The following is a 16,133-nucleotide window of genomic DNA, read 5'->3' as shown; positions in this document are numbered from 1 at the left end:
TAGCGCTGTCAGGCCAAAAGCCCGTTCCCGCGAATCCTGCGCCCCAACACATCCATCACATCACAGCCATCGCGCAGTAATAGCGCGGCGGCGTGGGCGATTTGCTGGAGGTTGGCGGGGTTGGCGTTGCGGATGTCCATGCTGGCGAGGCTTTCCATCATTTGCGTGACGGCGAGGATGCGGTGCGCGGCGCTGGCGTGAAGTTCGTCCAGTGGCGCGTGGGTGTCGATGAACAGGGTGGGGATGTCGCAGTCGTTGCTGGTCAGGGCGATGCGGTCGGTCATGGGTATTGCTCCTCGAGAAAAAGAGCTGCCACTGGATCGCCGTCAAACGAAATTGGGTGGCAACTGTACGCAGGTTGACGGACCGGTCTCTCAAGGCACCCGGCGCACCCGAAGGTGCCCCACGCACAGTTGCCATTAAAGCCATGCGGCGGGCACGGGAGTGCTCGAGCAAAGATAGAAGAACAATGCGCGTCTTGAGAGAAAATGCGGAGCCGTCAAACCCCATCACGAATTAGTCGTGACAGGCGCGAGGATAGGCAGTGTGGGGGAGGTGGTCAATCGGGACTTGGCGGAAAACCAGCGATGAAATTTCCGGCCCCATCGCGAGCAAGTCGGATCTCCGCACCGTCGCTCCCACATTAGATTTGTGATGTGTATAAAGTTGATTCACGACATGGTCCATGTGTGGGAGCGAGCTTGCTCGCGATAGGCGGCGAGCCGGCCAATACAAGCAGGCAGGACGAGACACCGGACCAAAAAAAGCCCCCGCCCCACCGACTGCGGATAGGGAACGCAGTCGGTTGGACGAGGGCTTTTAATTTAGCGGTATTACCGATCAATCACTGCGCGATGGTTTTCACCGAGACGCCGCGTTCGACCGGGGTGCGACCGTAGATATCTTCAAACCGCTCGATATCGTCCTCACCCAAATAGCTACCCGATTGCACTTCGATGATTTCCAGCGAGATCTTGCCCGGGTTGCGCAAGCGGTGAACCGAGGCGATCGGGATGTAGGTCGACTGGTTTTCAGTCAGCAGGAACACGTTCTCGTCGCAGGTCACTTCGGCGGTGCCGCTGACCACGATCCAGTGTTCGGCGCGGTGGTGGTGCATCTGCAAGGACAGGCACGCGCCCGGTTTGACCGAGATGCGCTTGACCTGGAAGCGTCCGCCCATGTCCACCGAGTCGTAGGAGCCCCATGGCCGGTAGACTTCGCAGTGGTTCTGGGTTTCGCTGCGGCCTTGCTCGTTGAGGGTGTTGACCATCTGTTTGACGCCCTGGACCTTGTCCTTGTGGGCAATCATCATGGCGTCCTTGGTTTCGACCACGACGATGTTTTCCAGGCCGATCACCGACACCAGTTTGCCGTTGCCATGGATCATGCAGTTTTTGCTGTCCTGGATGACCACATCGCCTTTGGTGACGTTGCCATTGGCGTCTTTCTCGTTGACTTCCCACAGCGACGACCAGCAACCGACATCGCTCCAGCCAGCAGTCAGTGGTACGACGCAGGCGCGCTGGGTTTTTTCCATCACGGCGTAGTCGATGGAGTTGTCCGGGCAGCAGGCGAAGGTGGCGGAGTCAATGTCGACGGTGTCGACATCCTGCACGCTACGCTCCAGAGTCAGCAGGCAGGTGTCGTAGATGTCCGGGTCGTGCTTTTTCAGCTCTTCGAGGAAGCGGCTGGCGCGGAACAGGAACATGCCGCTGTTCCAGAAATAACCACCGGCGTTAACGAACTCGGTGGCGCGTTTCACGTCAGGTTTTTCGACGAAGTGCGACACGCGGCTGACGCCTTCGGGCAGCAGTGAATCGTTGGTCGACTTGATATAGCCATAGCCGGTTTCCGGTTTGGTCGCCGGTACGCCGAACAGCACCATTTCGCCATTCTCCGCAGCCACGGTGGCCAGGGCCAGGGCGCGTTGCAGGGCTTTCTGGTCTTCGATGACGTGGTCAGCCGGCAGTACCAGCATCAACTCATCGCGGCCTTCGTTGACCAGCATCATCGCGGTCAGGGCCACGGCCGGCGCAGTGTTGCGGCCGAACGGTTCCATCAGGATGCGCTGGGTGTCGAGGTTACGGGCGTTCAGTTGCTCGTTGACGATGAAGCGGTGTTCCTTGTTGCAGACCACGATCGGTGTGTCCATACCGTCGAACACCAGGCGCTCGAGAGTTTGCTGGAACAGCGTGTGTTCGCCCGTCAGGGCGAGGAACTGCTTGGGGAATTGTTTACGCGAAAGCGGCCAAAGACGTGAGCCACTACCACCTGACAAGATCACCGGAATCATATTGTTACTCCTTGAAAATCGATTGGGTCAGAGCTACTGCGTTCTGTCGTTTCACTCTTGTTCTTGTTCCGTGTCGGATAACCCGGACAACCCGAATCCCTGTAGGCGCTGGCGAAGCCTGCGATCTTTTGGCGTTTTCAATGACGCCAAAGATCAAAAGATCGCAGCCTGCGGCAGCTCCTACGGGATCGGTGTCAGTTCATCGGGCTACTCGACAAAATTGATTAGCGCGTCGAAACCGGGCGTTTTACCCAGACTGGCGACAGGCTGCTGCCGCTGCCGGTGACGTAGAGCACGGCGGCTTCACCACGTTCCAGGGCGACTGGTTTCACTTCGCCGACTTTCTTCTCGCCTTCATAGAGGGCGAAGCTGACTTTCACCGGGTTGATTTCACGCTCGCCACGGCCTTTGGCGGCCACGGTCGGAATCACTTCGGTTTTGCCATCGGCGGTTTTCAGGGTCAGCGGTTTGTCGCTGAGGTTCTGTACGCGTACCAGGGATTTCTGCTTGTTTTTGAACGGTGGCTCTTCGATCAGTTGTGGCTTGCCGCCGGCGTTATTGACCAGGGTGTAGTAGTGGTCGCCGGCCAGTTTCACCGGCAGGGTCTGGCTGCCGACCTTGGCGCTGTAGTCACCGCCAGGCATGAAACTGAAGTCACTGCTGGCAAGCGGAGCGACTTCGCTGAGGTTGGTGGTGCCAACCGTGGCGCTGACTTCCTGGTTGCTGGCGTTGTAGATACGTACGAAGCTCGAGCCTTTTGGTGCAGTCGGGCCGTAGAGCGCGGCGTCACCGGCAAAGGCTTGCATCGACAACAGGCTGACGCCGGCAACGAGGGCGAAGGTCTTGGCGAGACGACGAGGAGTAGTCGTGAAAGTCATGTGTAGTACCTCTCTTTCAGTTTTGCGCCCGATCGGGCGTCTCGGATTTGGTGTTTGTAGCCAGGTTTTGTTGGCGCGTACCGGCTTCTTTGAGTGCAGCGACCCACTGTGGGTCGGCATCGCCGATTTCGTTGTTTACGGGCAGATAACGTTCCGGGAATTCCCAGATCAGCACTTGTGGCGGACTGTCTTTGAAGGCAGCGCTTTTCAGGTAGCTGAGCATGGGCAGAATCGGGCCGTGGCCGTCTTCCGAGTAATTCACCACGTCGCTTTGCAGGGCCTCTTTCAAGGCACCGACAAAGTTCCAGTTAGGGTTGGCGCTGTAGCTGGTGCCGATCAGTGCCACCGGGACTTCGCTGTCGGCGAACAAGGCGTCGTCACCGGCAGGCTGGTCTTCAGCCACTCGCGTGGTGCGTTTTTCCAGTGGTTCTTGTGGCGGCATCAGGTTGTTGAACAGCGGGTCCAGCGGCAGGAACAGTGTCAGGTCGCCTTTGTGCTGTTCGGTTTTCTCGGCTTCGGTCACGAAGCGCTGCGGCTCGCCATTGAGTGGGGTTTTCTCGGCAATCGCCGCGGCCAATTGCTTGGCTGCGATGTCGGCGCCGGTTGGAGTCCAGTGAGTGTCAGTGCGCAAGAACACTTGCTCACCGCTTTGCTTGGCCTGTTGCATCGGGCCGAGCAGGTCGGGAGCGAGGATCTTGTTCGCCGCGACATGGGCGTGGAAGTCCTGGTACAGATCGGCGTGGATGCTGGCAGGAAGCACATCGCTCATGTGTTCCGGGTACAGGCGCACCTTGGCCGGAACAATTGCCATCACCAGTTTCACGCCGCGCTCTTTGAGTGCCTGACGCACGCCTTCGACCAGCGCGTAGTTGCCTTGCAGGTTCTGGTCTTCGTTGACGATCGGGTTGAATTCCTCATCGCTGTACAACCATTGATCGCGACCGAGCACTACGCCCGGACGACCTTCGTTGAACAGCTTGAAATCCAGCGCCGCCCAGAGGTTGGTTCCCAGACGCTTGATCGGGAACTCTTCGTCGTAGTGAGTCTCGACGGCCTTGGTCCAGCGACCGTTGAGCACCGTGGTTTCGGCCGTGGTGCTGAAGCCGAAGAAACTGCGCGTCGACCAGACGCCCAAGGCGAGCAGCACGGCCATAAACAGGACGACATAGAGGATGCGTAATGAGCGGGTCATGGTCGGCTCCCTCAGAACTGGAAGTAAAGGAACGGCGAGAAGCTTTGCGCCGAGAGTTTGAGAATCGATGCGACGAACAGCAGCAGTACCAGGGCGCGCATTGCGTAGCGCGGCCAATCGGCAACCCAATAAGCAGGTTGCACCGTTGCATCGGTGCCGACGGTGTAGCCCGGCTGGTGAATGCTGTCTGCGGCATCACCCGGTACGGCTTTGATCAGGCCAGGTTGCGCGGTGGCCGGGCCATTGGCTTCGGTGTCCACGGCAGGCTTGGCTTTTGGCCGGTTGCTGTAGAAGTCCCGCAGGCCAAAGAACGCCAGGGTTGCGTAAGCCAGCACCAGGGTCGCGATTTGCAGGCCGGTGAGGCTCGCGGCGTTGAGTTCCGACAGCGACCATTCGTTGAAGCTGAACATGGCGCCATACATGCGACCGGCGACGTGCAGGTTTTCCGAACGGAAGATCACCCAGCCCATCACTACCAGCAGGAAGGTCAGCGCCCAGCGGATCGGGTTGAAGCTGTACGGCGAGGTGTTCAGGCCCAGGGCCTTTTCAATCGCCAGCCACATGCCGTGCCAGGCACCCCAGATGATGTAGGTGATGTTCGCGCCGTGCCACAGACCGCCGAGCAACATGGTCAGGAACAGGTTGCGGTAGGTGGTCAGCGTGCCTTTGCGATTACCGCCCAGGGTGATGTACAGGTAGTCACGCAGCCAGGTGGACAGGCTGATGTGCCAGCGACGCCAGAACTCGGTGATCGATTGGCTGATGTACGGCTGCTTGAAGTTTTCCATGAAGCGGAAACCCATCATCAAGCCCAGGCCGATGGCCATGTCGCTGTAGCCGGAGAAGTCGAAGTACAGCTGCGCGGTGTAGGCCAGCGCGCCGAGCCAGGCATCCCCGGTAGTCGGGTTCTGCAAGGCGAAGCAATGGTCGGCCACGACCGCCAGGGTATCGGCGATGAAGACCTTCTTGATGAAGCCCTGCATAAACCGCGTGGCACCTTCGGAGAACTTGTCGAGGGTGTGGGTGCGGTTGTTGAACTGATCGGCCAGGTCGCGGAAACGCAATACGGGGCCGGCAATCAAGTGCGGGAAGATCGCCACGAACGCCGCAAAGTCGATCAGGTTGCGGGTAGCCGGGGTGTCGCCGCGGTAGACGTCGATGATGTAGCTGATGGACTCGAAGATGTAGAACGAGATCCCGATCGGCAACAGCACGTGGGTCAGGATGAACGGCGACAGACCGACCGACGTCATCATCGCGTTGATGCTGTCGACGCCGAAGTTGGCGTACTTGAAGTAGCCGAGGATGCACAAATCCACCACCACGCCGAGCAACAGCCAGCGTTGCGCAGGTTTGGTGCGAACTCCGGCAGCTCCGACTTTCAGGCCGATCCAGTAGTTCCACAGGGTGACGGCCATGAACAGCGCCAGGAAGTCTATTCGCCACCAGGCGTAGAACATGTAGCTGGCAATCAGCAGCAGCAGATTGCGATAGCGTTGCCCGCTCAAATAGTACAAGCCGAGAAAGATCGGCAAGAACAGAAACAGGAACACATTGGATGAAAAAACCATCCCGACTCTCCGTGTTTATCCAACAGTTAAGGGCCGCAGCCCCCCCAAACCCCCCCGCGAAAAACCGGGCGGTTGTATTGCATTTGAATCAGTCCGCAATCCCCTGTGGGAGCGAGGTTGCTCGCGAAGAACGATGACGCGGTCCTTCAGTTGCACCGCGGTGCATCATTCGCGAGCAAGCTCGCTCCTACAGGGGTTATGCGATTACTTAAGAACCCTTGCCTTTCTCATGCGACGGGTCATAGACCTTGGTCAAGTCACCACCGAGACGGAAAGTCTTGAACGGTTGCATCTCGCGTTTGCGTTCAAGCACATCGGCCGGGCAGGTGTAGAGGCTGCAGAAGGGTTCGAGCCAGGCGAATTTCGAGTCGACCTTGAGGTCGGTCATGTCCTGTTCTTCACCGTTCTTGTCTTCGAACTCGTCAGGATCCTCGACCCCGGCCAGCACTCGGTCACCCAGGCGTTTCAGCGCACCGTTGTTTTCCGGACGCACATCCAAACCATTGGCCTGAGCAAAGCTGGCGATCATCGCCAGCGGTGGCAGGGCGTAGTTGTGATAGGCGAGGGCGCGCTTCTGACGCTTGAGCTCGTTAGGCAGGAAACCGTCGGCGTCGACCTGGTTGGCGGCGACTTTGTATTCCTTCACTGCCCAGTCGAACAGCTCGCGGCGATCGGTGGCGACCGCAGTGGCCATGACTGACCAGGCTGCCCAGTACGAATGGTTGTTGGTTTTTTCCAACGGCAGGTTGTCCCAGTCACTGACCACCTGATCGGCCATTTTGCTAAACCAGGCTTCAATCAGTTGCGACTCTTGCGGGTGGTTCGCCAACGGATGGCTGTCAGAGAACTTCAAGCGAACATAGGACGCGGCCATGCTGCCCAGTGCCCATTTGCGCATCGACATGCCGGTATGGTTGAAGTCCTTGGACATCAGCGCATCGGCCTTGGCCCAACCCGTCAACCAGCCCAGGGTGCACTCAAGCTGTTCCGGACGGCCATCGCGCATGAACTGCATCACCTGTTTGCTGATGCCACGCTCCAGTTTGGTGATGTCGGCGGTGGCGTCACGGAAGGCTTTTTCCGATGCGGTATTGAGCGTCGAACGGGCCTTGTCGGAGCCTTCGTATTTGCTGCGAAATTGCAGTTTCTGGGTGTAGGGCGTCGGCATGCTGTCGCAGCTTTCAGCCTTGTCACCGGTCTTGAATTTCTCCACTGGCGCGTAGTAGCCCTGAGGCGGGCGCAGTGGTGCGGCGGCCTGTGCGGTGCCGGCGAAAATCGCCAGCCCCAGCAGCGTCGGCGCCAGCAGTTTTTTCATCGTCAGTGTTCGAGTTCCAGTGTGCATTGGTAACCTCATTGCCCTGCCTGAGCGGTACGTTGCTCAGCGCTTGGGAACACGTTGCGTTTGCATACTTTCGCTTCGACTTTCTGCGCGGTGGCACCCGCTTCCGGACCCTGGACCTCTACGGCCAGCAGGGTCTGCGAGGCCCAATCTTCGTCAGTGCGCAGTTCAAAGGCGAAACGCCCGTCGGTGTCGGATGTTTCCGGTTTGTCGATCTTGATGTCCTCATGGCGCCCGTTCATGTACCAGAGGGTGGCTTGCATGGTTTTCACCGACGGATCGGCGAAGCGGATGTCGACCTGATGAGTGCTGTTACGCAGGTCCATGTTCTTGCTGTTGACCATCAGCTCGTTCTTGCCGGGCTTGAGGGTGGTGCTGGCGCTCATCAGTGCTTCTTTGCCTTCGCAGCCGTTGTCGAGCAGCGCCATCATCTGCCGATAGGTGGTTTCCTGATCGAGGCGATAAAGTGGTGAGAATTCCCAGATGAGAATTTTCGGTGGCTTTTTCTGGAACTCTTCGCTGCCCAGGTACTGCAGCATCGAACCTTCCAGGCCACCGCCGGGGAATGCCACGTTGAGAATGTCGGCGCCGATGGCTTCTTCCAGGAAACCGGCGAAGTTGTAGTTCTTGCCACTGTGGCTGGTACCGACCAAGGTGATCTCCGGATTTCCGGATTCGCCGAACAGATCGCCATCGGCCGCTTCGCCTTTTGGCTCGGTGGTGAATTGATCCATGTACTGGATCGCGTAGCTAGTGCCACAGAGTTGACCAGCCATGTTGTGTAACGTTCCAGTCTTGCCCATGCGACCTGACTTATGGGACTCGAATTCGCGCTTGGGAATGTCCGCGAAGGCCGGAATCTGCTTGACCTTTTCACCGACGATTTTCGCTGTACGCTGGGCGCCATAAGGGGTCCAGTGCTGATCGCCACGGAAGTAGAAGTCGTGGGCAGACGTTTCGTCGGGCAATTGCTCATTCGTCAGCGGCGTCAGGTCCGGCACCACATAACCCATGGCGGCGAAACGCCCGAGCATGGTTTTGTAGTTGCGCAGCGCCTTGTCGAAATCGAATTTGGCCTTGTCTTCCGGGTTCAGCTTGTTGCGGTTCACCAGGCCACGGGTCGGCTGGTAAACCACCACCAGCTCAACGCCTTTGCTCTTGAACGCATCGTGCAGTTGCTTCATGCGCTTGTAGCCGGCGGGCGTGGTGTCGAACTCGGTACGCAGGTCTTCCTGGGTCCGGAACAACCAGTCGCCCTGAGCCTGCACCAGCGTGGTGAAGTTCTGTTGATAGCGCGAGGTGTAGTTCTTCGCGTCGTGCGCTTCCGGGCACAGGTTGCAGCATGGCTCGGCCGTGAAGTTCGGCGCCTGGGCGTCATCGGCACGTGCGCCTGCGCTGGCGGCAAAAATCGCCGCGGCCAGGCCCGAAAGGCTGAGTAGTTTGATCAAGTGTGGGTGCATAAAGGTCATCCTCAGTCCTGCATATCGGTCTGGTTTTCGACAGGGTCGATCAGCACGGCTTTCTGCTGGCGAACCAGCAGGTCGAGAATTTCATTCTGGCGCTCGCCGAGAATCCCCGAGAAGCTGATCCCGCTGGATTTGGTCGGAGCAAGCATCGATACCCGGTACAACTCGACGCTCAGCGGCGAGTCGATGGACAGCGGGCCGCTGCCGTTGGCGGCGAGTTCACCGCCCACCAGAATCAGCGAGACCTGGGTGTCGAACGGATCGAGATGGATATCGCGGTCGGTATCGGTCAAGTCTTTGATGTGCCCGAACACACCGGTCAGGCCGTTGTTCATGGAGATGTTTTCGTACAGGCGAATGTTCACGCTGTTACGCACACGGATGCCGTGGCGCTTGTTGCTGATCACCTTGTTGCCCCACAGCAGGTTGTTGCCGCTCTCATAGAGCGTGATGCCGTCGGTCTCGTTGCGGTAAATCTCGTTGTCGGCGATCAGGTTGTTAATGCTGTTACGGTCGATCACCAGGCCTGACAACTTGTTCTCGTAGCTGCGGTTGTTGAAGATGAAGCTGTCGTTGACCTCACGGGAAATAATGATCCCGTGCTTCTTCTTGGTCCCGTACACCGTGTTGTCGGCGATGATCAGGCCATGGGAACGGTCATGGGGGTCGATGCCGTAGACGATGTTGTCGCGGTAGGTATTGCCCTTGACCACGAAGCCTGTGGTTTCGTAGCAGTAGAAGCCGTACCACATGTCCGAGAACTCCGAACCGATAATCCAGCCGGTCGGTTCAGCGCGCTTGAGCACCTTGGCCATGCTCGGCGTGTACTGGGAAATACTCACACCGTAGGACTTACTGTTGGCATAGCCGAAGCTGGCCATTTTGCTGTTGACGATGTAGGTCTCGGTGCCTCCCCAGGACAGCAGGAACGGCCGGAATTCTTTCGGTGAACGGAAGGTCGCCGGAGCGTTTTCCTTTTCGCGCCAGCCGGTGATTTTGGTATCACGCACGAACAGCTGGCCATCGTTGACCAGGAACGAACCGGCTTCCTGGGACAGGCGCAGCTCTTGCGTCTGTTTGTCGATTTCAAGGATGCCTTTGTTGCCGACCACGATCGGCAGCTTCGCCAGGAACACACCCGGCGAGGTCTCGCTGAAGTACTGCTTGGGCAGCTTCTTGCTCAGGTCCTTGAGGTTGATATAACCGTCGTCGATAAAGATCGCCTGAGGGATACCGTGCTGACGCACCACCCACTCGGCCATCTTGTTATCGCCGCCGATAAAGTCCTTCAGCGCATTCTCCTGCATCATCCGCCGGACACTGACCTTGCCGGCTTTGCTGCGCACGATCTTTGCCGCCACGGCCTCGGCGGTGTAGCCGGAGAGGTCGGGCAGTTTCGGTTTGGCCAGCTCCAGCGGCTCGATCGGCGCGCTGGTGACAGTGTAGGTATTGGCTTGTTGGAGCCCCTTGGACACCGTCGCCGGCTTGCTCACCGGTTCGACGCTGGCGAAGGCTGCCGCACTGGCCAGCAGCAGTGCGCCGGCCAACAGGCTGATCGAGCCCTTGATGGCTTGACTGTTCATCTCACGCACTCCTTTGGCAGCTCGCATCAGAACTTCCAGACGACATCGACAAAGGCACGATGCATGTACGAATCGACGTCTTTGCCATAGGCATCGCCGGGCTTGAACACGCCGCCACGCAAACGCACCAGCGCCGCAGGTTCATCGATCGACTGGCTCAAGCCGGCCGGCAGCAGGCCTTGCTTGAAGTACTTGGTGACCACCAGATCCACTTCCTGACCAAGGTCTTTCTTGCCGTCTTCCAACGGCAGGGCCATGGTCGAAGCCACGCCGGTGGTGCTGTCTTCGTCATTCTGCACAGCGTTGATGCCGTTGCTGCCGACCTGCTTGTTGCCATCGACGCGCCAGAACTTGTGGTAGACCAGGCTGGCGTCGTACTCGTCGTTCTGCATCCAGGAGCCAAACAGGGTGGCGGATTGCATGTTGCTCATTTCGCCACGGAAGGCCTCGCCGAAACGGTGAACCCGCGAGCGAGTGCCGGTGTAGCTCGAGCGGTTGCTTTCCAGACCGTTCTGCTCGTAATCGGCACTGGCACGGGCGTAAGCCCCACCGACTTGCCAGTTCGGATCAAGGCGCAGACGCAGGCCCATATCAGTGGCCCAGCCGTCGACGCTGCCACTGCTTTTGGCTTGTGCCGGGGCGGAGCCATCGGCAGCCAGCTGGTTGACGGTGTCGCGGTCGCCGGACATGCCGGTGACGCTGCCCCAGTAATTGACGGTGTTGGTATTGCGATAGTTGTAGGCGTCGCTGTTGGCTTCCAGGCCGAGCCAGGTCAGGTCGCCGTTCTCTTTCTTGTCCAGCGAGTCGGCGGCTACATCAGGCGTCGGATAGTCGAGCTTGCCGTCATCATGGGTGTGATGGCCGCGCACGCCGACCCAATTGCCGGGTGTCCACTGAGTCGAGATATCGCCGAAGACGTGCAGGCGATCCTTGTCTTTGGGCGACAGCTCGGTCAGGTCGGTGCGGTATTCGCTGAAGCGTTCGGCGACACCGGCGTTGGCTTTCAACAAGGTGGTGTCGAAGGTCCAGGCCAGGGCTTCGATGTTGGTGTCACGCCATTGACCATCGTCGTTGTGCAGGCGTTGGCGGCCGAGTTTCAGTATCTCGCCAGGGTAAGGCGTCAGGCCGCTGTAGCCGACCCAGAATTCGCGCATCGCCAGGTAGTTCTTTTTGCTCTTGCGATCACCGTTGTCGGTGGCCTGGGTGCCGTCGCTGTCGGGCTGTTGCAGGGTGTCGGTCTCGATGATGTCGGTCGAGGTCACGGCCTGGCCCATGGCATAGGCGCTCCAGCTGCCGCTTTCGCCGTAGACCCAGGGACGCAGGTCGAGGCCGACGCCGTTGACGTCGCCGCCCTTTTGGGTGCCGAGGTCGCGGTCATCTTCCGATTGGCCGGTGACTTTCACGTCAAGGCCGTAGTTCTTCTCGTCAGTCAGGGCGGCCAGCGTCGGGCACGACCACAACAGGGCGAAGCCCAGGCCAATGCCAGCTTGCACAAATGGATTCAACTTCATAGGGATTCCTCGCCGTCTTCTTGCAGGGCGTGCAGGTCCAGCGTGTCCTTGCTCAAACCGCTACGCATGGCCTGCTCTTGTTGCAACAGGCGTTGGGCCTCGGCACGTTGGGCAGGCGGTAGTTGGGCTTCGAGTGTTTGTGCAAGCTCAGTGGCTTGCGGGGTGTTCTGGGCCTTGGCCAGTTGGCTGAAGACATAGGCATTGACCGGGTTAGGTCGGGTGCCTTTGCCTTGGGAGAACAACTGGGCGATGGCAAAGTCGGCACTGTTCTGGCCATTGCGGGCGGCAGTCAGCAAGTGCGTCAGGGCTTTGTCCGGGTAGACCTGGCCGAGGTAGCCACGGCGATAGATCTGGCCCAGGTAGTAATCGGCGGCGACTTCCCGACCGACTGCTTTTTGGAAATGCGCTTGCGCCTGTTTGGCGTCGGCCGGGACCCATTTACCTTCGTAGTAGAGTTTGCCCAGCAGCAGTTCGGCGCGCGGCTGGTCGGCGGCGCGGCCGTTGTCCAGATACTTCATCATCTTGTCGACATCGCCCAGTTCGGGGAAGTCGTAGAGCAGTTGCGCCAGGCTGACCCAGGAAGCGGGGTAGACCGGAGCGATTTGTTCGAGCAGGGACTGCGCGGTTTTTTCGTCGGGGGTGCCGAGCGTGGCATCACCGAGGACCCGAGCGACGCTGTCCACCCGCTGTGCCGAAACCGTGCCAGCGCTGTAACCGGCTTGCAGCTGTTTGAGCAGCTCGGCCTGTTGTTCTGGCTTGGCGTTTTTCTGGTAGACGGTGGCCAGCTCGACGTAGCAGATGTCGGTGGTGTGCAGCGCCGCCTTGCAGATGGTTTCGATTTCGCCCAGGTTCTGGTCGTAGGTGCCCTGGGTGCGATAGAGCAGCACCTGGGCCAGACCCGCTTCAGGGTAACCGGCAGTGCGCCATTGGCTGATCTGTTGCTGGGCGTTGACGTTCGGGAAGCTGTGCGGGTATTGCAGGTAGAGCATCGCCAGCGGAATCAGCGTGTTGCCTTCACCATTGGCGAAGGCTTTTTTCAGCAGGCCTTCGGCTTCGTGGTGTTCGGCCTCGCTGGCACCGGGCTTGGCCATCAGCAGGCGACCGAGACGGGCTTGAGCCCGTGGCGAGCTGTCGACGGCCGAGCGATAAGTCGCTTCGGCCTTTTTCATCTGCGCCGGGTCGTTGCTATCCACCTGGATATCAGCCAGACCAACCTGTGCATCGCTGTAGCCCAGGTCTGCCAGCTGCTGGTAGTTTTGCGCCGCCAGTGTAGTGTCGCCACGCTTCATGGCTTCATTGGCCAGACGCTGATCGGGCAGACCGGCGCAACCGGCCAGGCTGACTGCCAATGCTAGCGCACACAGGTAGGTGCGGCCGCTACGCGACCGATCGCGAGCAAGCTCGCTCCCACAGGTCATTGCGTCGCTCTTGTAGGAGCGAGCTTGCTCGCGATCGAGTGCGTAGCACTCGTCATTGGGTAGGCTAGTCATAGGCATGTCCTCCGCTTAAAGACCGGCGGCCGTGGCTTTATCGATCAGCCAGTTCAGGGATGGGCCGCGATCGCTGCTCACTTCAACCGGGCTACCGGCCAACGTGCTGTCCAGCGGAGCATCGGGCTTGATTTTCACGCGGATGTCGGACGACAGGTCGTTGCTGTTCAGGCTGGAGCTGCTGACGATCTGGCCGCGGCGAATCTGGTCTTCACCGGCCACCTGGAAGTTCACCGGGGTACCTGGGCGCACGTCGCCGAACTGGCGATAGGAGAAGCGTGCTTCAACGTTGGCCTCACTGTTACGCGGCACCAGTTCGAAGATCACGTCGCCCTTGCTGGCGTACTGGCCGTCGGCAATGACCTGGCGCGCCACGGTGCAATCACAGGGCGAAGTCAGGGTGCCGGTCATTTGCTTGCCGAACAGTTCTTCAACCTTGGACGGCTGCAACTGGTCTTCGGTCAGATGGCCCTTGAGCACGTCGAGCATGCTGGTGCTGAAAGTCGCCAGCGGTGCGCCTTTGGCGGCGACGCCGTCAGTCTGGATCAGGCTTTGCACGGTACCGTCGCGGGGCATGGTGACGTTCATCGCCGGCACGCTGACCAGTCCGGCCTGGGCGTGGCTGACGAAGTACATGCCATAGACCGACTTGAAGATGAACCCGAAGGCGGTCAGGCCAACGAGGAAAATCGCCAGGCTGAAGGTCACCGCACGCATGCGGCCCAGGGCGGTCATGCCATGGCCGCCGTCCTTGACCTTGCGCGCCTTGGTGAAGTTGTCGCGCTGCAGGGTGGCGAGCACTTCGCCCATGGTGACGATGTCACCGCTCAGGTGCGAGGTGATCAGGTGGCGCAGGGTGGAGATGTCTTGCTGGTCCAGTCTCTGGAACTGGCAACCGGTGCGGCCGGACTGACGATCGTAAGAGCGGACCTGCAGCTCGACGTCCATGGCCAGGCCCAGGTTGTCGATGACGAATTGCAGGCGAGCCTTGTGTACCGCGCCGATCTTCAGGTCCTTTTGTGGCCCTGCGTTAAAGCTCAGGCCGCCGGCGGACAGGTCTTCGACCCGCGCGATCATGGCAGCACCGGCGCTGTCGACGAAGCGCAGCTTGGCCGGGATTTTGACCCGGGCGTGCTGGCGCTGGGCTTCGGATTCATGCACCACGTTGGAGTTTGGGGCGGTATTGATTGGGCTGTTCATCGATGTAATTCCTAGTTAATTCAGGCGAGGCAGGGTCAGACCATCATCAGCAGCACGGCGACGAAAATGCTGCCGGCGGAGAAGGTCATGGTCCGAGACGACCAAGTGTTGAACCAACGTTGAAAGCTGGCGAGATCACGGGTCAGTTTGGTGTCCTGGCGAGTCCAGGACTGTTGATCGAGGCGGAAGAACACGTAGATTTTCACCAGCGCGCCGACGATCTGGTTGTAATAGAGAATGATCGGATAGGCCGGGCCGATCTTGTGCCCCGAGCAGGACAGCAGCAGGGTCAGAATCAACCGGGTGATGCCGATCCACAGCAGGTACACGAGGATGAAGGCCATGCCGTATTTGAAGCTGGCGATGATCGCGACCGTCAGCCCGAGCAGGGAAGTCCACATCGACACGCGTTGGTCGAACAGCACCACCGAGGTGAACAAACCGAGACGCTTCATGCCCAGGCCCAGGGCCCGGGAGTTCTGCCGAAGGTTGTTGCCGTACCAGCGGAACATCAGCTTGCGGCTGGCCTTGATGAAGCTTTTTTCCGGCGGGTGTTCAACGGTATTGATCGCTGCGTCCGGCACGTAGAAGGTGTCGTAACCCAGGCGCATCAGGCTGAACCAGCTCGACTTGTCATCGCCGGTGAGGAACTTGAAGCGACCCAGGCGCCAGTGTTGCAGCGAGTCGCTTTCAACGTCGGCGATGAAGTCCGGGTCGGTGACCACAGTGGCGCGAAACACCGACATGCGGCCGGTCATGGTCAGCACGCGCTTGGACAGTGCCATCGAGCACATGTTGATGTGACGCTGGGCGAAGCGCAGTTTGTGCCACTCGCTCATGATGTAGCCGCCGCGCACTTCGCAGAACTCGTTGGTGGTCAGGCCGCCGACATTGCCGAACAGCTGGAACCACGGCACGGTTTTACGCACCACGCCCGGAGCCAGCACGGTGTCGCCATCGATCACTGCAACCACTGCGCGGTCATCCGGCAGGTGGCGGGAGATGGCACGGAAACCGAAGGCCAGGCCGTCGCGTTTGCCGGTCCCGGCGATTCGCACGAAGTCGAGCTTCACGTGGGCTGGCGGGTTCAATTTTGCCCAGAGGCTCTTGACCAGCAGCTCATCGGACATTTCCACCAGCGAGCAGACCACAGTGGTCGGGAAACCACATTCGATGGCTTCACGGATGACCGAGCTGTAGACCTGCGCGGTGGTCAGCGCATCGATACGAAAGCTGGTGACCATCAGGAACACATGGGACGGGTCGGACGCCTTGCCGAGCTTGCGCACTTTGCGCCGCAGGTGCGGATAGACCACGTACAGAAACAGCATGCCGCGCAGAAAGTGCGTGGCCCCCATGGAGTAGCGCCAGATGCCCACGACGCCAATCAGGAAAATGAAGTCCTTCGACTCGGCGTCGAATGTGGACGTAGGCAACGCCGCAGCGATGCCCAACAATAAACTTAGGTAAAACAGCCAACCGGCGGCCTGAAGTAGGCCGTGCTTTAGCCTGTGCATAATCTGCATCCGTCTCGATCTCGGGCGAGCCAGTAGGGTGGCCCGATGGGGTTAAGGCAGTCGACGAAAACTGGCGACACCCGTTTCGGGTGA

General features: G+C 59.6%; 12 protein-coding genes. All 12 read right to left on the bottom strand.

The genetic code is table 11. The features are described 5' to 3' along the window. Positions 1–8: 8 nt before the first annotated feature. Complete coding sequence (locus tag F8N85_RS13370; protein ID WP_150804069.1) at positions 9–284, bottom strand: short-chain dehydrogenase; 276 nt, start codon at positions 282–284, stop codon at positions 9–11. A gap of 560 nt (positions 285–844) precedes the next feature. Then, positions 845–2,293: a mannose-1-phosphate guanylyltransferase/mannose-6-phosphate isomerase gene (locus F8N85_RS13365; protein ID WP_150804068.1), complete on the bottom strand. Its 1,449-nt coding sequence runs from the start codon at positions 2,291–2,293 to the stop codon at positions 845–847. A 224-nt stretch (positions 2,294–2,517) separates the two neighbouring features. Beyond that, complete coding sequence (locus F8N85_RS13360; RefSeq protein WP_150804067.1) at positions 2,518–3,171, bottom strand: alginate O-acetyltransferase AlgF; 654 nt, start codon at positions 3,169–3,171, stop codon at positions 2,518–2,520. Positions 3,172–3,187: 16 nt separating this feature from the next. Further along, positions 3,188–4,363 (bottom strand): alginate O-acetyltransferase, encoded by a 1,176-nt coding sequence (locus F8N85_RS13355; RefSeq protein ID WP_150804066.1) that lies wholly within the window; start codon positions 4,361–4,363, stop codon positions 3,188–3,190. A gap of 11 nt (positions 4,364–4,374) precedes the next feature. Beyond that, the gene (locus tag F8N85_RS13350) at positions 4,375–5,934 is read right to left on the bottom strand and encodes an MBOAT family O-acyltransferase (RefSeq protein ID WP_150804065.1); all 1,560 of its coding nucleotides are present in this window, start codon (positions 5,932–5,934) and stop codon (positions 4,375–4,377) included. Between the two features lie 208 nt (positions 5,935–6,142). Further along, on the bottom strand, positions 6,143–7,276 hold the full coding sequence (locus F8N85_RS13345; RefSeq protein ID WP_150804064.1) for a mannuronate-specific alginate lyase: 1,134 nt from the start codon (positions 7,274–7,276) through the stop codon (positions 6,143–6,145). 8 nt (positions 7,277–7,284) lie between these two features. Further along, on the bottom strand, positions 7,285–8,733 hold the full coding sequence (locus F8N85_RS13340) for an alginate O-acetyltransferase (protein WP_150804104.1): 1,449 nt from the start codon (positions 8,731–8,733) through the stop codon (positions 7,285–7,287). A gap of 11 nt (positions 8,734–8,744) precedes the next feature. Beyond that, a complete protein-coding gene (gene algG, locus F8N85_RS13335; RefSeq protein WP_150804063.1) occupies positions 8,745–10,322 on the bottom strand; it encodes a mannuronan 5-epimerase AlgG in 1,578 nt (525 codons plus the stop codon). A 26-nt stretch (positions 10,323–10,348) separates the two neighbouring features. Beyond that, entirely contained in the window at positions 10,349–11,833 is a 1,485-nt protein-coding gene (locus F8N85_RS13330; protein WP_150804062.1) for an alginate export family protein, read from the bottom strand. Continuing rightward, positions 11,830–13,251, bottom strand: a complete 1,422-nt coding sequence (algK, locus tag F8N85_RS13325; RefSeq protein ID WP_224795685.1) for an alginate biosynthesis TPR repeat lipoprotein AlgK — start codon at positions 13,249–13,251, stop codon at positions 11,830–11,832. Before algK ends, F8N85_RS13330 begins: the two co-directional genes overlap by 4 nt. Positions 13,252–13,338: 87 nt before the next feature. After that, positions 13,339–14,511, bottom strand: coding sequence for an alginate biosynthesis protein Alg44 (locus F8N85_RS13320; RefSeq protein WP_150804103.1), 1,173 nt, complete (start codon positions 14,509–14,511; stop codon positions 13,339–13,341). Between the two features lie 47 nt (positions 14,512–14,558). Further along, positions 14,559–16,040 (bottom strand): mannuronan synthase, encoded by a 1,482-nt coding sequence (gene alg8 / locus F8N85_RS13315; RefSeq protein WP_412072490.1) that lies wholly within the window; start codon positions 16,038–16,040, stop codon positions 14,559–14,561. Positions 16,041–16,133 lie beyond the last annotated feature (93 nt).

Source organism: Pseudomonas fluorescens, from assembly GCF_902497875.1.
GTDB lineage: Bacteria > Pseudomonadota > Gammaproteobacteria > Pseudomonadales > Pseudomonadaceae > Aquipseudomonas > Aquipseudomonas fluorescens_BR.
The sequence above is the reverse complement of the archived record's forward strand: the minus strand, read 5'-3'. Positions and strand labels throughout refer to the sequence as shown.